Here is a 22,475-nt window from a genome sequence, read left to right on the forward strand (position 1 = left end):
ATGCCATGTTCGCCTCTCATCACTTCCAATATGGACATCGTCTCTCTCCCCCTCTGTTCCTTAACGAAGTTCTACATCCATGCTAATGTCTAGACTGTGTACTGAATGAGTCAAAAATCCGAGCGATATATAATCCACACCTGTTCCCCGATACTGGTGAAGCGTGTTAAACGTAATCCCGCCTGATGCCTCAGTTATGATGCTTTCTGGTGTTAATGATGCGAAGTGCTTCACTTCTTCTGGTGAGCGGTTATCGAACATAATGACATCTGCCTGCGCGGCAATGGCCTCTACCAGCTGTGCCTCCGATTCAATCTCTACCTCAATCCGAATCATGTGACCAGCATAAGATCGAGCCCGTCTAACCGCCTCTGTGATTGAGCCGCAAGCCGCAATATGATTGTCCTTGATCATAATGCCGTCATATAGACCGAAGCGATGATTATAGCCGCCGCCTACACGCACCGCATACTTGTCGAGCATGCGCAGACCCGGCATCGTCTTGCGCGTATCACAAATTCGGGTATGCTCGTCATCGAGCAGCCGAATCGCTTGTCGCGTCTGAGTCGCAATCGCAGACATGCGCTGCAGCAGATTCAGGACAACGCGCTCTCCAGTCAGCATCGCTCCCGCGGATCCCTGTAAGACCGCTATTGGTTCTCCCTTGGATAGAGAGTCCCCATCTCGCTTCTGCAAGGAAATCTGAATCCCCTCCGACATCAGCCGAAAGCCCTCTGTGATGACATCCGCCCCTGCAAGCAATCCGTCCGCTTTGCTTTTAATAACAGCTTCGCACTGTTCTCCATCAAATAGAAATGATGATGTCTGATCCCCACTTCCGATATCCTCCGCATAGAAGGATTCCAGCAGCCGTCTTAGCTGAAAACGTTCCATGATGGCACAATCCTTTCGTTACGCACAATTTTAGTTCCTGTCAGGGAATGGACAATTTGTCTACTTCCCCAATTATGATAATCACGATTCGGACAATCGCTCCGGTAATGAGCCCCACGGCTCTCCTCCCGCAGCAGAGCAGACTCGGTAACAAGCTGTGCCAGCTGCCACAAGTTCGCAAGCTCCAACTGTTCTCTTGTGATTTTTTGCACTTTCAAGGTCTGTGTCGGCATCTCTGCGAGCCACTGCTTCATGTTCTGTAACTGATCCTGATTTCGCTCTATCGCAACTGCGGCGGTCATTTTGCATTGAAGCTCGGCAAGCGTCGTCTGCGGAACCTGTATCGAAATGAAGTACATATTACCTTCGGCTATTACGGTCTCGATTTCTTTAGCCATGCCTACTTCGCCTGTGACTCCTGCTTCACCCGTGAACGCTTCGGTCGCCCTGGCTCCTCTGACAACGTTTGCTTCAACCTCGTCGGCTTGTGATTCCAGTCTTCCTGTCTCACTCGCACGAATTCGCATTGCCGCCCTGCGACCTGTCACCAGTGCTTCCAGCAATGAATTGCTCGCTAGACGATTAGCTCCATGGAGACCATTGCAGCCGGCTTCCCCAATCGCAAATAGTCCGTGAATGCCGCTCTCTCCCCATTCATTAACTTGGATGCCTCCCATGAGGAAGTGCATGCCCGGGGCTACTGAAATTCGTCCCTTCTCCAGTTCTATACCAGCTTCTTCACAAAGTCGTGTAATACTCGGGAAGCGACTTCGAAACTCTCCACATGCTTGAATATCTATATACACCGCATGACCTTGCTGCATCTCTTCATGAATTACTCGAGCTACGACATCACGTGGAGCCAAATCCTTAAGTTCATGTCTGCCTTCCATAATCCGGCGGCCATGCTCGTCAATTAACACACCGCCTTCCCCGCGCACCGCTTCGGACACTAGTCCATAGCTGCGGTCGTCCTTCACAAGCAGAGTCGGATGAAACTGCATGAATTCTAGATCCGTTAGATGCGCTCCTGCACGATAGGCCAGCATCAGCCCATCGCCGGTTGCAATCTGATGATTGCTGTGATGGCGATACAGGCTGCCACATCCTCCTGTGGCTAACACGACATGATCAGCATGAAGCGTCTCGATCTGCCCTTCCTTGCTTCGGAGAACAACACCATTACAGCGTCCGTTCTCCACAAGAAGATCGATTACAGTAACGAATTCACGGATTTGAACATGTCTTGGGATCCGTTGCAGCAAATACTCCACCAGCATCCTGCCTGAGGCATCACCGCCAGCATGAAAGATCCGATGAGCACGATGAGCACCTTCACGTCCCAGCATTAGCCTGCCATCGTGATCACGGTCAAAAGGAAACTGAGCCTCTACAAGCTCAAGCATAATCTCCTTGCCCTCCCGAATGACCGTCTGCACCATGTTCAGGTCGTTATGCCCCGCTCCGGCTTCAAGTGTATCTGCGATATGACTAAGCATCGTATCATCTGGCAAGTAGGAGGTAGCAATCCCCCCTTGTGCCAGAATTGAGTTGCTGTCTGACACCTTTCCCTTGGTTAATACAGTTGCGTGTATATGTGGAGGCAGCGAGGATAGTAGCGACAATGCCGCGACTCCAGAACCCACAACAATAACGGAGTGTTCTCCCTTTTCCATATCTCTTCACTTCTTTATTTCGAAAATAAGTGCATGAACTTTACAAACGGATAATTATATAATATACATGTGTCTTTACACCTGTATTGACAGTAAATCTGATACAACATTACAATAAGCTCAATCACTTTGCAAGCAAGGATTTTGATAAAGGAAACTCATTCCTGGATAGACACAGGAAAAGTGACTGCATGATGAGTAACAAATAACAAGAATATAAAGGGGACTTTCACCGTTGATATATTTGGATTACGCCGCTGCTGCACCTATGGATGAACGGGCGCTGCACCTACTAACCGAATTGAGCCGCGAAGCATACGGCAATAGTCACAGCCTTCATGACACAGGCGGCCGTGCAGCAAATGTGCTGGAATACTGCCGTGAGAAGTTGGCAAGTATGATAAGCGGAGTTAAGGAAGGAATATATTTTACGAGCGGAGGATCAGAGTCGAATCTATTGACGATTCAATCCATTCTGAACGGGTTGCCAGAGGGGAGAAAGCATCTTGTCACAACAGTAATGGAGCACGCCTCCATCCGTAATGCCCTTCCCTATCTGGAACGGCTAGGGTACCGGGTGACGCTCATTGAGCCGAATGCGGGAGGCATCATTACGAAGGAAATTCTTGAACAAGCACTTGAACCGGACACAGGCTTAGTATCCATTCAGCATGCCAATTCCGAGACAGGAATTGTGCAGCCGTTGGCTGAACTGTCGCCTCTACTCAGAGCACGAGGCATTTTCCTGCATAGTGATATGGTTCAGACATTTGGCAAGCTCCCGATTGATATCCGTCAGTTGGGAGTGGATGCCTGCTCGTTGTCCAGCCACAAAGTGTATGGCCCCAAAGGGGTGGGAGCCACCTTCCTTCACCCACGCGTTCCTTGGCAGCCTGTCCTTCTAGGAACTAATCATGAACGTGGATTTCGTGGGGGCACAGTCAATGTTCCCGGTATTGGCGCCTTCGTGACCGCAGCCGAACATTGCGTGGAGAATCAAGCTGAGCTGTTCTCACACTTCCGGCAGCTTCATACTTATTTGTTCACTCAAGCTGGGCGGCTTGGAATTCCACTCACCCCTGTTGTGAGCGAACAATACACCGAAGTTGCTCCACATATTGCCGGGTGCCTCTTTGACGGGATGGAGGGCCAATATGTTATGCTAGAATGTAATCGCAACGGAATCTGCATTTCGACCGGAACGGCCTGTGCAGCAGGCCATCAGGAGCATTCCCCCTCTCTTGCGGCTATTGGACTTCGCAAGGAGGAAGCGCTTCGGTTTATTCGCATTTCCTTCGGCAGATCCACAACTACTGAGCATCTGGACCGCCTGTTAACATTGCTGGCGTCCTTGAAAGGAGCAAATCCAATTGGCGACTAACATCAAGCTGACAGGCGAAGAGCGCCGAACGAAGCTGCTGGATTGGCTAAAGTCCTCCTCCCCACTCACGGGAACCGAGTTGGCCCAACGAGCCAATGTATCACGTCAAGTAATCGTGCAAGATATGACCTTGCTAAAGGCGCGCAACGAGCCCATTCTCGCGACTAGCCAAGGATACGTATACATGGACCAAAGCACAAAAGAAAACGCATCGTTGTTCGAGCGAGTGATTGCTGTTCAGCACGCACCCGAGCAAAGTGAGGAAGAACTGCTGCTTATCGTCGATTATGGCGTAGGCGTCAAGGATGTTATCGTGGAACACCCCATATACGGGCAAATTTCGGCACAAATCCGCGTCAATACCCGCAAAGAGGTATATGATTTCATGAACAATATCCGCAGCAGCGGAGCAGCCTTCATCTCAGAGCTGACGAACGGAATTCATCTCCATACCTTGACCTCGCCAAGCGAAGAACGATTGGATGAAGTATGCGAAGCGCTCAAGAAGGTCGGGTTCCTCATCACAGACTGAAGACCCTGATCCCTTCTCCAGACGAATAGCGGCAGCTCCGGGAAGATCGAATCGCGAGCTGCCGCTGATTATGAATTATGGCCAATTTGGTCTTATTGAAACCATCCCATCGTGACAGGCGATACGTACGCCTCGATAAGGCTTGCCACGATAAACAAGGCAGCCATGAAGCCCATCAATACTGCAATAGTACGCCATTCCTTTTCCAATAAATGGTTTGTTTCTTGTGAGCATAGCGAATTAACCAGCTTGCCGGCTTTAAACCTATGGTGCAGGCTATGAGTATGGCTGGAATTTCGAAAATTCCATGAGGCACAAGAGCCGCGACAATTGCCGCCGCAGAATAATGAGAGGCGGACAGCATAACGAGATAACCCAGCATAAAGCCGTTGAAGAGCGTAAGGAGAACGGCAGGGACGGATAGCAATATTCCGCTTGCCGCAATAAGCAGGCCCGCTCCAATATTATTAGCCCATTCGTAATCGAACCCTTTCATAAGATGGGTCGTATTGAAGTGTATCTGATTCCCAATGAATAGACTAAGCGCAATTCCTGCGAATAGCCACAGTGCCGCGATCCAAATCAGCTTCTTCTCTGTTTGCCAAATTCTCATCAAACATTTTCGCATATTTCCCCTCCTCTCCACATCCCTTGCTTGTACCCGTTCATTTTATGTATTCAGCAGATTACTTTATTCGGAGGTTGTCCCTTCGGTTACTGAAAATATGAAAATCAAACGAATTTACAAGTTTCTTGGTTGAGAGACTTGAGAATAATAGGAATAGAACGGCAAAAAGGACTGTTCATAAGTAGATTTCCTACTATGAATCAGTCCTCCGACTCTACACGCTATTCCAAAGCAAGCCATTTCCCTGTTGCATGATAAGACACGTCAGGAGCAGTGCACGAAATTGCACCATTCCGTTACCTTTATGCTACTCTACTGTGATTCGCAGAGATACTTGTTTGCCGCCATATGAAAAGGTAAGGACAGCCTTCCCTTTACTTACTGCAGTGATCGTCCCTTGATTGGCGGTCGCCTTGCCATTTGACTTCGACTTGGCAAGTAACGTGACATCGGACGTGTTACCGCTGCTGTATACCGCCTGTACTCGATAGCTCGTCGACTGATGAGGCGCAAGCTTCGCCGTCGATGCCACAACGGTCAGCTTTTTCAACTTTGGTGTGACTTGAACCGGGATTTCAAACGTACGATCACCGTACACACCCACAATTCTCGTCGTTCCCTCCGTAAGTCCTTTTACGCCGGAAACGGTTACTTTGGCAATTTGATCATTGCCGGACTTCCATGCTATCTTGCCAGCAAGCGACACCTTTTTGCCGCTCGATAAAGTGCCGATTACTTTAATGGGCTTCGCAGCTCCTGCTTCCACCACGAGAGATGTAGGCTGAACATCAATACTCACCAAGTTTTCCTGTAGTACAACGGGAAGAGTTACACCTTTCCCTCCATAATACAGTTTTACGCTAACGCTCCCCTTTGGCTGCCCCACCGCCGTAACGACACCGCTGCCAACGTCAATGCCTTGGCCTGATGCTTTTGCCGTCACCTGTGAAGTAACATCTCTTGTACTCCCACCCGCATAGACCGCCTGAACGGAAAAAGTCGCAGATTTCCCAGGAGACAGTACCACCTTCGCAGGGGTTACGATTAGTTTTTTAATCGTAGCGGTAACGTGTACGGAAATATCGAACCTTTGTGATCCATATACGCCTGTAACGATCGTACTTCCTTCCGCCACTCCTTTAATCGTTGCGCCGCTCATTTTCACAACTTGCTCATTGCCTGACTGCCATTGCACCTTCGATCCAAGCGATACTTTTTTGCCATTAGATTCATATCCGTATACTTTAATCGACTTGGAGGAACCCGCACCTAATGTGACAGAATTAGATGGACTCACGTCATATTTCACAAACTCCTTAACGGAACCTGGCTGATTGCCGTATGTCACCGATACTGGGTCGCTCTGGGCATATAAACTTGTTGGGCATGATAAGGCCAAGATAAGCATCGAACAAACGATGAGCCACCCAATGCCAATGCGTCCTTTTCTAACTTCCAATACTGACTTCATAATTTCTCCTCTCTCAACGACTAGGCTCTATATGTATAGCTAACGATTAGACTATGGTGGATTCAAAAAAGTTCACCTGTCCAATTATTTACTATATTATTTATTAACGGCTTATCGTGAGAAAAAGTGAACCTTCTCTCGCACCCGTATACGATTTCCTTCTCAATCCTTCGGCTAGGTTATGCAAGAATACTGCAAAGAAATCTTATGAAAATTACTTATTGGGACAAAAAAGAACCCATTTTGAATAATCAAAATGGGTTCTTTAATGAACGTTCCGTTTACATAGTAGTTAATTACTTATGAAACTTTACACGCTCTTCTAACGGTTTGAATTCCTTGTCTCCTGGTGCAGCTGTTGGATTACCAAATGGCATTTGCGCAATTAGTTTCCAATTAGCAGGGATATTCCATTCTTTTTTCACTTCATCATCAATCAGTGGATTGTAATGCTGTAAAGATGCTCCCAATCCTTCTGCTTCCAATCCTGCCCATACCACTAATTGGTGCATACCTGATGCTTGGTTTGACCAAATTGGGAAGTTGTCAGCATATGCAGTAAATTGTTCTTGAAGTGATTTCACTACGGCCTCATCTTCAAAGAACAATACAGTACCATAACCTGCTTTGAAGGAATCCATTTTTTGTTGTGTTCCTGAGAAGTCTCCATCACCAACTACTTTTCTCAATGTTCTCGTTGTAATGTCCCATAATTTATTATGTGCCTCACCAGACAATACAACCAAACGTGAAGATTGCGAATTGAACGCTGACGGAGTGTATTTCACAGCAAATTCGACGATTTCTTTGATTCTTTCATCTGATACTTTGACCTCTTTATTGATTCCGTAGTAAGTACGTCTTTCTTTAAGTGCAGTGTAGAAATCTTTTGTCATCGTTTTCTTCCTCCTAAATTCGAATTTCCTTCAAATCCATATATCTTGTGAAAACATTGTAAATGAATTGAATACATCATTTCCCAATACTTTTTCATCCATCCTAAATTAATCTATCCTGCCTGTTTCGCATTTATACAAATAAGAACACCAGCTGTCGGATGGACTCACTTTATCTTTGGTTAAAGTATCTTTAATTCGAGATAATTATAAAAAATAAAATGAGCATAGTCAACAAGAAAGAAAAATGACTTTTGAATTTGAATTATCTATACTAAATGAAATAACAAGTAAATAACCTACCGCACTTACAATATAGAAGGAGAGATTTTGATATGAAAGGGATTGGCATTGAAACATACGGAGATGAAACGACGCTTACGTTGGTTCACGTTCCGACAGAACCAGTAGGCCCAAACGACCTGCTCATTACGATAAAAGCTAGTGGGGTGAACCCTGTAGACTGGAAAGTACGGGAAGGATACTTGAAAGAAAGCTTTCCGTATCAACTTCCTCTGATCTTGGGGTGGGATGCGGCAGGTAAAGTGGCGGCTGTCGGAACGGATGTAACCGAATTTCAAGTAGGAGACAATGTGTTCTTCCGTCCAGAAATGGAGAAGCAAGGCACGTACGCCGATGAGATTGTTGTTCCTGCAAATCTTGTTGCTCCAATGCCTCGTTATATGACGTATGTTGAGGCAGCATCCCTTCCACTCGTGGGCCTTACCGTATGGCAGGCTCTCGTAGAAGTGGGAAATGTTCAGGCAGGAGATCGCGTGCTTATTTTAGCCGGAAGTGGGGGAATTGGATCCTTTGCCATTCAATTGGCGAAAGCGCTGGGAGCTCATGTGACCACGACAACAAGCGCTAAAAACATCGATTTTGTAAAAGAATTAGGCGCAGATCAAGTGATTGCTTACGATCAGGAAAGCATCCGAGATTCAGGACTAGAGTTTGATTTCATGCTCGATACGCTCGGTGGTTCTTCATTCGAAGAGGCATTATATTGCATGAAGTTGAACGCAACGGTGGCTACCATATTCGGTGGGCCAGATGAAGTTCGACCTGATTCCATAAATAAAATAGAAGCAGAGCGTCAATTAAACATTAAGTACGTGTTCACGCGTCCCGATGGCGAAAACATGAATCATATTCGCAAACTGGTTGAATCACAAAAAATTAGACCAATCGTAGGGGAAGTCTACCCGATGACGGTTGATGGAGTAAGAAGAGCACATCTGTCTAATCAAACAGGACGAACACGAGGCAAGATCGTTCTAAGCAGAGAGGATTGAACATCGCTTTATTACTAGGCATATTCGTATTGTTCTATCTATGATGTAATAGATGAATAAATGACCCACAAAAAGTGCTGCCTCATATGGTCGATTATGATCTTAGAGACAGCACTTTGAACTTTTATCTTTGGACAAGCCTTCCTATTCCTTTTTCAATGAAATCTCAAATATAGAGCCGACCTCTCCAGCAAATACAACCCTTCCGTTACCTGGCAGCACAACTTGATTCTTGCCGCTGACCACGGTGTGATTGATACATATCCCCGCCTGATCATAGACAGCAAAAGAACTATTCGAAGGCATGGTAACCGTCATGACCTTTCCTGCGACTGCCGTTGGGATTGAGAACCATTTCGCATAGCTGTCCGCTTCAATTGTTGTCGAAGAGTCTTTACCCGAATAGAGTGGCTTTACAAACTCCTCACCGGCGTACAAGCCGCCTGCCAGCGTAAAATACTCTACTCCATTCTTATTAAAGAAGTTAAGTTCCATCGAATCTCGACCAGCCATTGGTGGGATTTGCAGTTTGTTCGCTGCTTTGTTTGCATCCATGATTTTAAAATTCAACGAATAACCAGGAGCATCCTTCACCCTATTCAATTGTAAAATCGGCCTTGCGTTGAAATAGGTCATCGACGAATATTTCTCACTTAACACGTAATATTTTTTATTTTCACGCTCTTTCCATGCAGCTGCAGTATCGTGCGATAATTCGTTGGCCTCTAGCTTCTCTGCCTTATACTCTGAAATAGCGATCTGTCCAAGCTTAGGTATCGAAATATAGGAGCGCAACCACAAGTATGTACGTCCGTTTTTCTCAACAACGAATTTGTATTTTTGCGAGCCATCCTCATTTACAAACGAACCATCTGTCGTGTACGTAAATTTTTGGGGCGGCAGATTCGGAGCCGTGATCGTGGATACAGTCAACTCCCCTACTAAATTCATCTCTACCTTCATTACCGCACCTGCAGCGCCGCCATAAAGACCTGCATGCTGGGACAATTCCTGCGGCATATTTGCCTTGATAGGCACGCCATGTGACTTTTCTGGCTTCCGTTCTTTAATAATTTCTTTCTCTTGCAGCGCGCTAAGCAGCAGTTCAGTTGCTAACAATTGATCGGTTGCGCTTGAACCGCCTGACGAGACAACAGCCACAGACATGTTGTATTCCGGGAGTACGACTAGCGACGAATGATAGGACGCCGTATCTCCGCCTTTCGTAATCGCCTTGATGCCATATTGGTTGAACGGGAACAAATTCACACTATCCCATCCTAACCCGTACGATAATGACGAATCAGCCTCTTCCGGTAGCCACATACCTCTTTTATACTCTGCTTGTTCCATTGCTTTTACCGATTTGGGAGATAGAATACCATCGACTTCTCCTGTGAAAATCCGCGAAAATGTAACCAGATCTTCAGCAGTGGAGTAAACACCTCCGGATGCAATGACGTTATAATTTTCTGTTGGAAGTTGTCCCTCATAATTAGGATGATAGACCCCGGCCAATGTCGCTGGATTTACGACATCCTGAGGTGTTTTTGTGTTGTTCATTTGCAGAGGCACGGTGAAATACTTGTGTATAAATGCTGTAAAGTCCATGCCGCTAACTCGCTCTACCAATATTTCAGCTAACGAAAAACCAACGTTATTATATACCGAGTATGCACCCGGATCTGCTTGTAAGTCCTGAGCCGCCAATTCTTTCAACAAGGTATCATGTGCATACGTGTCATGATCCTCGAACAAGGTTGAATTTGGAACAATGTATCCGTGAAGACCGGAAGAATGATTCAGCAGCATGCGGGCTGTAATCTGTGTATGACGGCTGTCTTTCATTGTAAAGTCGGGTATATAGGTAACAACGGGCACATCTAAATCTAGTTTTTTATCGTCTACTAACTTCATAACAGCCGCTGCAAGTATCATCTTGCTCGTTGAACCGATGCCATATATGGTGTTGGAAGTGAGCGGTACATTGCCTTTCATATCGTTTTTGCCTTCATTCCCTGAGATGACGATCTTGCCATGATCCATAAGCGCATACTGCAGGCTGGTAGTGCCGTAAGTTTCGGTGAGTAACTTGGCTTTCTCAGCAACTATTTTTTTCGTCGCATCAAAAGTAAGATCACTGCTGTTACTCGTAGCTGGTGCGGCCATTGCAGACATTGGCGCCAACATGGTTAACACAAGGGTTAACGCGGCGATTGAAGTTCGTTTTTTAGCTATTTTCTTGCCCACTCTCATTACCATTCGCATCTTCTCCTGTCCTAATCTGTTTATTTGGCGATCTACTACTCGCCAATAAAGATAGCTTATACGACGACGATGTACTCCTTATGACGACAATATGAACGGAGTATGAACAGGAAAAAATGCTATAGCGTCACATGGAGAATACGGGTAACAGTGTTTAGAGAATCCGAATGGACAGTTAACACCATCGTTACATCCAACGATGAATTTACTCTACGCAGTCGGACATGATCGGTTAAAGGTCTTCCGGCTTTATAAATTTCACCTCTGGATACATGTCGTTCGGTCCCTGAATAAGATTTCCACCCGTTCCTTTCAGATGCTTATTAAAGAAATCGAGTACATATTGATTTACGATCCATGATCCTCTTTTACCATCCATATTTCCTGTTATCCCAGTCAGTTTAATCAACGGAGAATAGAATTGAAGATCCGTAAAATTGAAGTGTTCGGTTCCTTCTACGTAAATCGTACTTCCCCCATGCTTGATAACATTTTGCATAATGTTTAGCTCATCTGAAAGTTGTTTAATTATTTCGTTATCCGAATTTTTATCATTTTTAAAATCTACTAACCAGTCTTTAAAACTTCCCGATCTTATGAACATAAACGGCTTATTGATAACATCTCTATTTTCCACTTCAATTAGTGACCCATCCATATTAATCCCAGCCTTGATTCTATGATCTAAATAAGTTGCATTAAACGCCGTTGCACCTCCAAAAGAATGCCCCATCACGCCTATGTTATTTAAATCTATTTTCCCTTTAAATTGACTTTCGATTGCACCTGAATTTAGCTTTTCAAATTGATTGATTACAAACTCTACGTCTTGTGTCCATATATTTCCAACTTTTTTACGATCATCTATTGTTGTATTTTTTGTTTTATAGCCCGTTACACTGCCATTAGGAAAAATGGTAGCAAAGGTGCTATACGTATGATCGATTGTGATCACGATAAACCCATGACTGGCAAGATTCTCGGCTTGTGATGCATGTAGAACTTTACTGGTTGCCATGCCATGAGATAGCAGTACCAAGGGATAAGGACTTGTAGAAGGCAATATTTCTACATTTTCATAAGAATTGGTTCTACTATACTTCCAATAATCGAATACAAAATCGGGAAGGCTTAAAGAATCAGCGTATGTCTGTACATATTTTTTAAACATTTCTTTGTCTTTTGGAAAAAGCGATTCCCTTTTGTTGTTATTCTTATTTTCAGTAGGATACCATATTTGAACCATTAGCTCCCTCTTGTCGCTTTGATCCTCAGTCAAGACTTCATCTCTGTTCTGATCCGTAAAATGAAATGTTTGCGTACCCACTTTCTCTGGACCATCAGGCTTTGGCAAATCAAAGACAGGCAAGTATACAGATAAGCCGGTCGATACAACCATGAGAATGATGATGATGGAAGATAAACTATATTTCAACAGCTTCCCTATTTTTAGATTTACCATCTTTCTTGAATGTCTGAATAAAACGATGAGTATGAATAGAGCCGTCATGATATAGACCAAAAGCAACTGCCATCGGTATCCCTCAACAAACAATTGAACTACGAATATAACGCTACTTCCTATACTCAAAACCACTCCTGTTTTTTGTGCGCTTCTTTTAATAAACAATAAATCTAGTAGTAAAGCAGAACAGGATAGAACTAAAAGTATTTCAAATAATCTCATTTGTATCCCTCTCTTTCATCAATAGACCATAATCAAGCGTGAGCGGTTGAAACCTAGGAAATAAAGTATGCGGCAGGACACCAGTCGAATTGGACAAACTATGGAAAACCGTCCCAAAGGACGGTTTTCCATAGCACTTTTTGACGTCTGCAAAATTGTGGATGAAGCTTACTCCGAAAACTTATTTTGCTTCTTTCATAAAAGTTCTCACGTTTTCAGCGATTTCTTTGAATTTGGTATGGTGCAAATAATGGGAGCCTTCCATGAGGACGACTTTTCCATGCATTGAATCTTTGATCTGGCCTTCATGCAGTGGAACCCATCCGGCTACACCTTGATCACTCGCTTGTACAAAGAGAAGAAGTGGAAGGTCTTTCGGGAATGTTAAGTCATGAGCACCTTTAAAATTAGAAGAAATATGATCCATTTCATTTAAGATTGTGTCATTGTTCATAACTTGTTTCGTTATCAAATTCATTTGCTCTACGGTTTTTTCATCGAATGCCAGACCCTTGTAGGGGTCTGCACTAAATTTAAGAGCAAATCGTAAGAGACCTGATTTTTTGAGGAATTCTAATCTTTTTAATGGGAATTCGACATCCATACCTGGTTGTGTTGGAACACTGCTATCGATTCCGACAAATGCAGTCACCTCGTTTGGATATTTGTTCACATAATCTATGCCGTAAATGCCTGCGATGGAGTGGCCCATGAGCATGTATCGGTTAATATTAAGCTGCTGTAGCGCTTCATGAACTTCACCTACGATATTCTCTGTGGTCCGCTCTTTTTCCGTTTCATCACTTAATCCATAACCGAAGGGCTCAACCGTGACAACTTTGTAAAATGGAGATAACTCATCGATGAGCAGCTTAAAATCAAGTGCTGGTGTTGCTGTTCCAAAACCAGGCAGGAGCACGATCGTTTCTTCGCCTTTTCCTTGAATGAGCACGTTCATATTTTTCCCGTCTACAGATACATGCTGACCATAGGGCTCTATTTGTTTTTTCTCCGAATTCGTACTTATCACATTCATGATATAAACAATCCCTAGAAAAAGAACAATAACGATAACGATTGCTGCTATGATTTTAAGTAAAATGCTTCGCACTTTCTTACATTTCGTTCCATTCCCCGTTTTCTTTTCCTCTGTTTGTGCCACTCTCATCTACTCCTGTCCTGATCTGTTTATTCAGTTACCTTAACAGTGCGACTTATGAAAGTTTAACCAACAAAAATGTACTCCTCATGACGACAATATGAACTGAATATGAACTAGTAAAAATGCTGCGGCCCACATACAAGGAAGCTTGCATGTGGGCCGCAGCATGGAGAACGCGGTCTAGTCAATCCGATTGATACCTATGAATCTAGCTAATCTGTTGGCGTAGTGATTGGCAAGGTGACAAAGAAGGTCGTTCCTTGATCAGGATCACTTTCTACTCGAATTTCGCCTTGATGAAGCGATACAATCTGTTTAACGATGGCAAGTCCCATACCGCTGCCGCCATACTTACGACTGTGTGAACGATCCGTCTTAAAAAACCGTTCGAATATACGCTTCTGATCCTCCAAGGAAATACCAATGCCCGTGTCGGATATGCGGACGATCGCGTTTTTGGCATCTTGTTCGATGCTGACGTCAATCATGCCGCCACTTCTGGAAAATTTAATGCTATTTCCAATTATGTTCGTCCATACCTGATTTAATAAATCATGATCAGCCGTTAGACGAACGGCCTTTAAATTGAGTTCGAAATGGATGCTGCGAGCAGACCATTGCGGCTGGAGCGCCACGATTACTCGTCTGATCTGTTCATCAAGGCTAAGTGTAGACACACGAAGCTGCTGTGACTGCGCTTCAAGCAAACTCAGCTTGAGCAGGCTGTCGCTCATCTTGGACATCCGCTTCGCTTCAGCGATGATAATATCAAGATAACGACTTCTTTCGTGATCTGCTAGGTCTACTTGCTTAAGCGCTAGAGCATAACCGGATATCGAGGTGAGTGGCGACTGAACTTCATGCGACACGTTCGATACGAAGTCTCTGCGCATCTGCTCCAGTTGCTGCAAATCGTGCATCATCTCTTCGAAGCTGCGAGCCAAAGTACCCAGCTCACCCGTTTGCTTAATATTCAGCTTGACGTTGAAATCTCCAGCGGCTATACGCTTGGTCGCCTTTGTCAGCTTTTTGATCGGTCTTACCAAAAATATGGAGGCAACCAGAATCAATAAGCTGCCTGCAATCAACGAACAGGTTGCAAAGATCGATGCCCACATGGTGACAAAGGAGGTGGAAGGGGGGGCGAGCATCTCCAAGAACATCGCTTTTGTTCCCAGTTCCGTTTTCAATGGCAGCCCTAAGAGGACCTTGCCAATACCATTCGGATTGTCTTGAACAACTCCTCCATCTAATACTTTCTGTAATTGCTCCTTCGTCACAGTGGCAGGTTTGTGTTCGTTACCTCTTCCGTACGATTGGAACTGACCCGTTGCTTCGTAAATCCGAATATGATAGGAATCCAACATCTTCATTTCACTTACGAACGAGTCCGCTTCACGTAACGGAAGAGTCTTGTATATCCGGACAATATCTTGGCCAAAGTTACGAATGTTGATTTGTGCGTTCTCGTTTAATTTTCCTTCAAATATCCAAGTGGACACAAAAAAAGAAATGATCGTACCCGCGATAACAGACACTAAAAATGTCAGGACAACACGTATATATAAGGATCTGATCATTCGTACACCTCAAGCCGGTACCCAAGCCCACGTACTGTTTCGATACGAAAATCGGGTGTAGTTGCGAACCGTTCGCGCAGACGTTTAATATGTACATCTATCGTTCGATCATCCCCCGCGTAATCGATTCCCCATATTTGATCGATTAACTGCTCGCGCGTATAGACTTGTCCAGGTGTTCCAGCGAGCTTGTACAAGAGCTCGAACTCCTTGAGCGGCAATGTGAGAGACTCTGTACCTCTCGTTACCTTATAAGTATTCCGATCAAGGACGATGCTGCCGAACTGAATCGATTGCGTGGAGCCAATCCGGTATCGTTTCAGTAAAGCCCGAATACGAACCGTCAACTCTAGCGGATCGAATGGTTTCGTCAAATAATCGTCCGTCCCAAGATCGAAACCTTTCACTTTCTCCCATGTTTCGCCTCTCGCAGTCAGCATAAGCAAGGGGAGATCGAGATTCGCTCTTCTGAGCTCCTTGCATAACGTCCAACCATCCATCACCGGCATCATAATATCGAGCACGACAAGGTCGACATGCGTTGAGGCATAGACGGCCAGTGCTTCCTTACCGTCTGCAGCTTCAACTGTTGTGAACCCATCTTTGCGTAAAAATAAACATACAAGTTCGCGAATGTTCGCATCATCATCAGCAACTAGTATAGTAGGCATCTGTTCCCTCTTTCCCCAGTTTTTCATCTATGCTGTTAATAATTCATTATACTATAAATGGATTTGAGGCATAAAAACAGTCCGTGAATTTCACGGACTTATTTGGAGAAGTTGATTATTGCAACTAATCTATCAAAGCTCTCTCTTCTAACTAATCAACCCTTCTTCCTTCGCCTTGTCAACTGCATCTTGCCTGTTATTTACGCCTAGCTTGGAATAGAGGATAGATATATAATTGCGGATCGTTCCTTCCGAAAGATTCATGCTAGCGGCGATAGCTTTGTAACGTGATCCACGGTGCAGTAGATCCAACAACTCGAACTCGCGTTTCATTAATCCATATGGATTATCCCAAATGATATTTCTACGTTCCTTGAGCTGCACCCGCTGCTGCTTCATCTCTTCGAATACTTGCTCCGCGATCTCCTGGGTGATGGACATGCCTCCAGCATGAATGAGGCGAATCGTGTCGATTAACTCCTTGGGCTGTATGGATTTCAACAAATATCCCACTGCCCCGTACTGAAGTGCGGTCACCGCTTGTTCTACATCACTGAAGGTACTCATTACGATCACTTGTAGATCAGGCCACTTTTCCTTAATCACTTGTAAAGCTTCGATTCCATCCATTTCAGGCATACGGACATCCATCAAGATAACATCTGGATGAACCTGCTCGCACAACTCAACAGCTAATTTTCCATTTCCGGCCGTTCCTACTACCTGCAGATCCTGTTGATTATCAAGTATCATGCTAAGACTATCGACAATCAACTGCTGATCGTCGACGATAACAAGCCGTATTTTGCTTTGCACAATTTCATATCTAGGCACTGTACAGAGCACGACCGTCCCTTCATCACGATGAGAGTGGACTGATAAGTGGCCTGACAACTCTAGCAAGCGCTCCTTCATCGTAGAAAGCCCAAAGCCTGGCTGCAACTGCTCATTACCTACCCCATTATCTTGAATTTGCAAACGCAATTGATTCGCTTCGAAATGCAAATGAACCTCGATAGCCGTTGCTTGTCCGTGACGAGCCGCATTCGTCAATGCCTCTTGTAGACAACGGTACAATGTTAATTTGATCGGATTAGGCACGACATACTCCTCACCTAATGTTCGATACTTAACTTCAATCCTTGTTGTATCCTTGAATTTGCTAACCAGCTTTTGTAGAGAAGTCGTAAAAGATGCAGGTAGGGTAGATGACGACATTTGATGCAAGTGAGTTCGAACTTCTTCTAGTCCACTGCGGGCAGAGCGCAGAAGAGCATCAATGCGTTCAGTTTGATCGCCTGTTGCCGCCTGACGCAGCGACTCCATTCCCATAATGAGTGAAGTCAACGTATGGCCGATCGTATCGTGCAGCTCCTTAGATAGTCGATTTCGCTCCTCGACTAATGTCATCTGTTCAACCTGGGTCACATGTTGTTCCAAAATCCGATTTTGCTCCTTGATCACTTGCCCCTGCCTATGCGTAAGTACCGCTAATTGAAAGGCATATCCCAAGGCAAATACAATCCCATAATGCAAAATGACGTCTACGATAATATCAATCCAACTCATTTTACTTACCCATCCGAGAATAAACGGGATGACACCAGAAGATAGAATCGCTGTCCATCGGTAAGTAGGATTACTGCTTAGAAAGCCAATGACAAATACAATCGGGGCATATTGCCATACATTCGATATCCCATACAGATTTAAGAAAATAACAAAACTCCCCGACAACACAATTTCAGCAATCAAATACCACTGCAAATGATACTGTTGAAGCCAAATCGGGATGAATAGCGGAACTACGGAGAGCCCGATAGCACCCCAAAGAGGCATCGGCAAGCCCTGTTCATAAAATCTGCATAAGCCGATTACGAGGGTGATCCACCATGAAACCCGTATGCACAACGTGACCCACTCCCGCCACGACCATCGTTTGATCCATTCTTTCATAGGAATACCTCAATTCTTCATCAGATATCTACAAGTTACACCACATACAACCTAATTGAGAACCATTAATTACTGAATTAAATGATTGAACCTTCGTGCGGAGTAAGGTCTAGTAGAAGAAGAAAGAGCAACCGTATCCCGATTGCTCCAGAAATGATTTCCTACTGTTGTACTTGTAACATATGGGATGGGCTTGTGTTACGAATATGGACAAGAATGTCAAACCGTTCCCGCAGGGGCACATTGAAATATGGCGGCAGGCCCGGTATTAACCGCGCCCCTAAGCTGAGGAACGGCTGCTTTTCCTTCACCCATCGCCCTGCCTCTCCCTTCAGATGGCGAGCGTCCAATAGGAACCTCTCGTAAGATACTTTTCCGAACATATCGTTCGTACTGTTTTTCTGCTGCGGTATTGCACCTGTCGTAATCTTTCCGCCGCCACTCAGGTCAAACTCGTATGTTGTAAAATGCCCTTCCGTCATCGAGGTTCCTATAACGACGTATTGATCACCTACACGTTCCTTCAGGAACTCCCCAGCTGGCTTCGGATACCATTCTTTATCGATAACACCCTTAGCTACGTGAATATTATGGCCCCAGACCATCGTTTTCCCACCAAGTGTTTCTTTCGCCCATATGGCGAGGTCTGCCAAATATTGATCGTGGAGGGTGACCAAAGACGGATAATCTTCAGGAATCATCATGGTTGTATAATGCTTGATCGCCTTCGCCGTCCCTTTCACCCACGTAAGCTCATTTGAATTAGCCTTCTTCTTGTCTTTTACGGCTACTTTCTCAAGCAATTGGACAACTCTCTCCGCATTCGCTTGGAACCGGGCTTTCTCCTCACGAGTCAGCTTCATATACTCCTGCAAATTGGCAGTTACCGCTGGCATATCTTTATAGTTCTGCACGACTTCAGACAGCATATCGGGATGATGCTTCTTCACATAGTTAATGACTGTATCGTAGACGTCTTTATCCAATGACTTTAGATCGAGCCCGATAAATTGAATCTTTTTCTTGTTCTTTGGATTAGCATTGTAATCCTTCATCCACTCCACCATAGCGACGATCTCATCAGTTGGATATAACAGCTTCAAAAACTGCTTGGGATCTCCTTTGCCTGTGTGGATATATTCATTTAATTTCAAACCATTCCCCCAATCCTCCTCCATCCCGAAGTTCGTAAATCCCATCTCCGTAACTAAATATTTCACGAGGCGAAATTTCATCGTAAACAATTCAGAGCTACCATGAGTTTCCTCTCCTAATCCTACATAATGAGCATCCCCGATCATCTTCTTAAGCGGCTTTACATCCGCAAACGATTGAGTTGGGTCAATCGTCTTCAGCGGAATGGCCTGTGATTCAAAGGATTTCACAATACTATTTTGCAACGTCTGCACGGAATGGGTCACTTCTGTTGACCGTGCACCAGCATTCGAAGCTCCTCCAGCAACCAACAGCGCTGTGCTAACTACTGCAGCCATGCCACTAACCATCATTTTCTTATTCATGTTATTCCACCTCAATCGAGTAATTTGGTGAGCGCAAGACACGGCAAACCATGCTGTACGTCAATCGCTCAGCCTGATTATCATTCAGTCCGCATCACTTTTTCTAGTTACATCCTGTCATTAATATTGATGACACATACCGCATGTCATTTCGTTACAAGCCTCACTATGAAAAATGACGCCCCATTGGTGATAATGAGCTTGCATATAGGTGGAGAACATCAGAATAATCATACTCATGAATGGAAAGGAACGATGAATCGTGAAATCGCATGCGGTAACGCCCTCTACGGGGGTACAAGTTCAACGTGCCAGAAAAGGACTCAAGCTATTTCTGGGCCTCTTATTCGTAATGTCACTGATCATGAATACGGCTGTCATCATGTCGGGAAATATTATGCTTATTGTTGTGTACATGTTCGTACCTGCAATCGCGTCTATTCTAACCCGCCTCTTCCTGCGGGAAGGCTTTGCAGATGTATCCTTTCATTTGGGCAGCATAAAAGTCTGGAAAGGCATCGGGTTAGGCCTTCTCATTCCTATGCTCATCTGTGGAGCCACTTATTCCATTGCTTGGATGAGCGGAATAGCCTCGTTCCAGCTTCCTGTAGGAGGTACCTTCGAAGCATACTATCATGCTCTTGGTCTGCAGTACCTGCCTACGCCACTGAGCTTCGTACTTATGGTCGTAGTGGCTGGCATTGCAGGAAGTATCATCAACCTTATCCCCGTTATGGGGGAAGAAGTCGGCTGGCGGGGATATATGTTGACACGTTTAGTTGAGGCCAAGGCTCCGCGTCCTATTTTGCTTAGCGGATTGATCTGGGCAACTTGGCATATTCCGATTGTCATATCTGGTATGTATGTGGCTGGATCATCTGTCCTTCTCTCTGTCCTAGGCATCTACCTGTGTATCATTCCGTTCAGTTATATTACCGCCCGATTGCGATTAGCCACTGGCAGCGTCTGGCCTTCTGTCATTATCCATACCTCATGGAATTCTGTAATCCAAGGTCCTTTCACTCGTGCAACAACAGGGGAGTTTTCCGATGTCTGGATCGGTGAGTCGGGTCTCCTTACGGCATTTATCATTATCATTGCAGCAATTATAGTGTCACGAACAGAAAAAGTCTGAGAGTTGACGTGACTAGAAATGAAGCTCTCTAATCATTCTCATTGACGAAAAAGAGAGTAACGAATTTGATTGATCATAAAAATCCTCCTTAGCACTAAGGGGGATTTTATGTTGTGTCCAGCCGACATCTAATATTTTTGTGAAAAAAAGAACAAGTAGCTATTGACTTGTGAAATAAATCACAGTACACTGTGGTTGTGAAATAAGTCACAATTAACACGTTGAAATTAAACCATTTGGTTTACCTATATTTTTACCCTTCGAGGAGGAATTACGATGAAAATTGCAGTGATTGGTTGTACGCATGCAGGAACAGCAGCAGTGGTGAATGCCGCCAAGCTATACCCCGAAGCCCAGATTACCGTTTACGAACGCAACGACAATATATCGTTCTTATCTTGCGGGATCGCATTGTATGTGGGCGGTGTCGTGAAAGAGCCGGAAGGACTCTTCTACTCCTCGCCGCAGCACTTGGCGAATTTAGGTGTCATTACTCACATGCGCCACGAGGTTCTCACCGTTGATACGGATGCGAAAACGATGCAGGTTCGTAACCTGCTGACTGGAGAACAATTCAATGATTGCTTCGATAAGCTGATTGTCACGACAGGATCTTGGCCGATCATTCCACAGCTTCCAGGCATGGAGCTGGACAACATTCTGCTATGTAAGAACTACGAACATGCGAACAACATCATCGAAAAAAGCTAAACAGGTAAACCACATCACAGTGGTCGGTGCGGGATATATCGGAGTAGAGCTTGTGGAGGCGTTCCAGGAGAGCGGCAAGCAGGTGACCTTGATTGATAGCGAAGACCGGATTCTGAACCGTTACCTGGATGCTGATTTCAGTAGTCAAATTGAGGAAGCGTTCCGCGGCAAAGGCATCGAGCTTGCGCTTGGGCAGACCGTTCAAGCTTTTGAAGGCATGGACGGCATCGTCAACAAGGTCATCACTGACAAGGGTGAAGTAGAAACGGATATGGTCATTCTTTGTATCGGTTTCCGCCCAAATACCCAACTGCTTAAGGGTCAAGTGGATATGCTGCCAAATGGCGCGATCATCGTTGATTCATATATGCAGACTAGCAAGCAGGACGTGTTCGCCGCCGGCGACAGCTGTGCTGTGCATTACAATCCGACAGGCAGAGCTGCCTACATTCCGCTGGCTACCAATGCGGTACGGATGGGGATGCTGGTAGCCCGTAATCTGATGGGACCAACGACAAAATATGTAGGCACCCAAGGGACATCGGGCCTCAAAATATACGATATCAATCTAGCTTCGACGGGTCTTACCGAGGTTGCATGCGCAGATGAGAATATCGATGCCAAAGCAGTTACGGTAATCGACGCCTACCGACCTGAATTTATGCCATCGGCAGAGACCGTAACCTTGAAGGTTGTGTATGAGAAAGGAAGCCGCCGCCTGTTGGGAGCACAAATCATGTCCAAAGTCGACTTGACCCAAGCGATGAACACCTTGTCGGTGTGCATTCAAAATGGGATGACGATCGACGAGCTGGCCTTCGTCGACTTCTTCTTCCAGCCTCACTTTAACAAGCCTTGGAACTTTTTGAATACGGCCGGCATTGCCGCACTTCCCCAGTTCGTAGACGGAGAACTGCAGCACGCCTAAAGGTGTTACCATGATTAAAGGATAAAGGGAGTGTCCCAATAGTCATTGAATATGACGAGGAACACTCCCCCTTCATGGGATTTA

16 protein-coding genes and 1 pseudogene are annotated in these 22,475 nt (G+C 45.1%); 5 read left to right on the plus strand and 12 right to left on the minus strand.

Translation table 11 applies throughout. The features are described from left to right. Positions 1-60 precede the first annotated feature (60 nt). The gene (nadC, locus tag AZ66_RS09280) at positions 61-894 is read right to left on the minus strand and encodes a carboxylating nicotinate-nucleotide diphosphorylase (protein ID WP_044354597.1); all 834 of its coding nucleotides are present in this window, start codon (positions 892-894) and stop codon (positions 61-63) included. After that, entirely contained in the window at positions 876-2,570 is a 1,695-nt protein-coding gene (gene nadB, locus AZ66_RS09285) for an L-aspartate oxidase (protein WP_044354598.1), read from the minus strand. Before nadB ends, nadC begins: the two co-directional genes overlap by 19 nt. 235 nt (positions 2,571-2,805) lie before the next feature. Between nadB and AZ66_RS09290 the strand changes: the two genes are divergently transcribed. Further along, positions 2,806-3,951 carry an IscS subfamily cysteine desulfurase gene (locus tag AZ66_RS09290; RefSeq protein WP_044354599.1) on the plus strand — a complete coding sequence of 382 codons (1,146 nt, stop codon included), beginning with the start codon at positions 2,806-2,808 and terminating at the stop codon, positions 3,949-3,951. After that, on the plus strand, positions 3,941-4,483 hold the full coding sequence (locus AZ66_RS09295) for a transcription repressor NadR (RefSeq protein ID WP_021259883.1): 543 nt from the start codon (positions 3,941-3,943) through the stop codon (positions 4,481-4,483). The genes AZ66_RS09290 and AZ66_RS09295 overlap by 11 nt, the downstream gene beginning before the upstream one ends. 175 nt (positions 4,484-4,658) lie before the next feature. On the opposite strand, the gene AZ66_RS09300 is transcribed toward AZ66_RS09295, so the two are convergent. The 3 genes from AZ66_RS09300 to AZ66_RS09310 all read right to left on the minus strand — a co-directional run bounded on the left by AZ66_RS09300 (position 4,659) and on the right by AZ66_RS09310 (position 7,478). After that, positions 4,659-5,111 (minus strand): stage II sporulation protein M, encoded by a 453-nt coding sequence (locus tag AZ66_RS09300; RefSeq protein ID WP_231586795.1) that lies wholly within the window; start codon positions 5,109-5,111, stop codon positions 4,659-4,661. A gap of 307 nt (positions 5,112-5,418) precedes the next feature. After that, a complete protein-coding gene (locus AZ66_RS09305) occupies positions 5,419-6,582 on the minus strand; it encodes an Ig-like domain-containing protein (RefSeq protein WP_044354601.1) in 1,164 nt (387 codons plus the stop codon). Positions 6,583-6,878: 296 nt separating this feature from the next. After that, positions 6,879-7,478: a nitroreductase family protein gene (locus AZ66_RS09310; protein ID WP_044354602.1), complete on the minus strand. Its 600-nt coding sequence runs from the start codon at positions 7,476-7,478 to the stop codon at positions 6,879-6,881. A gap of 335 nt (positions 7,479-7,813) precedes the next feature. Here AZ66_RS09310 and AZ66_RS09315 point away from each other — a divergent pair, with 335 nt between their 5' ends. Then, positions 7,814-8,773 (plus strand): NADP-dependent oxidoreductase, encoded by a 960-nt coding sequence (locus AZ66_RS09315; protein WP_044354603.1) that lies wholly within the window; start codon positions 7,814-7,816, stop codon positions 8,771-8,773. Between the two features lie 144 nt (positions 8,774-8,917). Here the strand turns inward: AZ66_RS09315 and AZ66_RS09320 are convergent, their stop codons facing one another. From AZ66_RS09320 to AZ66_RS09350, 7 genes are all read right to left on the minus strand, one after another. Continuing rightward, positions 8,918-11,035 (minus strand): serine hydrolase domain-containing protein, encoded by a 2,118-nt coding sequence (locus AZ66_RS09320; protein WP_231586796.1) that lies wholly within the window; start codon positions 11,033-11,035, stop codon positions 8,918-8,920. A 238-nt stretch (positions 11,036-11,273) separates the two neighbouring features. Next, positions 11,274-12,728, minus strand: a complete 1,455-nt coding sequence (locus AZ66_RS09325) for an alpha/beta hydrolase family protein (protein WP_044354604.1) — start codon at positions 12,726-12,728, stop codon at positions 11,274-11,276. A 181-nt stretch (positions 12,729-12,909) separates the two neighbouring features. Continuing rightward, positions 12,910-13,890 (minus strand): alpha/beta hydrolase, encoded by a 981-nt coding sequence (locus AZ66_RS09330; protein WP_044354605.1) that lies wholly within the window; start codon positions 13,888-13,890, stop codon positions 12,910-12,912. A gap of 212 nt (positions 13,891-14,102) precedes the next feature. After that, positions 14,103-15,470, minus strand: a complete 1,368-nt coding sequence (locus tag AZ66_RS09335; RefSeq protein ID WP_044354606.1) for a sensor histidine kinase — start codon at positions 15,468-15,470, stop codon at positions 14,103-14,105. After that, on the minus strand, positions 15,467-16,141 hold the full coding sequence (locus AZ66_RS09340) for a response regulator transcription factor (protein ID WP_044354607.1): 675 nt from the start codon (positions 16,139-16,141) through the stop codon (positions 15,467-15,469). Before AZ66_RS09340 ends, AZ66_RS09335 begins: the two co-directional genes overlap by 4 nt. Before the next feature lie 147 nt (positions 16,142-16,288). Further along, a complete protein-coding gene (locus tag AZ66_RS09345) occupies positions 16,289-18,097 on the minus strand; it encodes a helix-turn-helix transcriptional regulator (protein WP_044354608.1) in 1,809 nt (602 codons plus the stop codon). 161 nt (positions 18,098-18,258) lie between these two features. Beyond that, positions 18,259-19,617 carry an erythromycin esterase family protein gene (locus AZ66_RS09350; RefSeq protein ID WP_044354609.1) on the minus strand — a complete coding sequence of 453 codons (1,359 nt, stop codon included), beginning with the start codon at positions 19,615-19,617 and terminating at the stop codon, positions 18,259-18,261. Between the two features lie 262 nt (positions 19,618-19,879). Between AZ66_RS09350 and AZ66_RS09355 the strand changes: the two genes are divergently transcribed. After that, the gene (locus tag AZ66_RS09355; protein ID WP_044354610.1) at positions 19,880-20,752 is read left to right on the plus strand and encodes a CPBP family intramembrane glutamic endopeptidase; all 873 of its coding nucleotides are present in this window, start codon (positions 19,880-19,882) and stop codon (positions 20,750-20,752) included. 276 nt (positions 20,753-21,028) lie between these two features. Further along, positions 21,029-22,391 (plus strand): annotated as a pseudogene (locus AZ66_RS33300) (FAD-dependent oxidoreductase). Positions 22,392-22,475: the final 84 nt, after the last annotated feature.

This window comes from Paenibacillus sp. E194 (assembly GCF_000935845.1).
GTDB lineage: Bacteria > Bacillota > Bacilli > Paenibacillales > Paenibacillaceae > Paenibacillus_B > Paenibacillus_B alvei_B.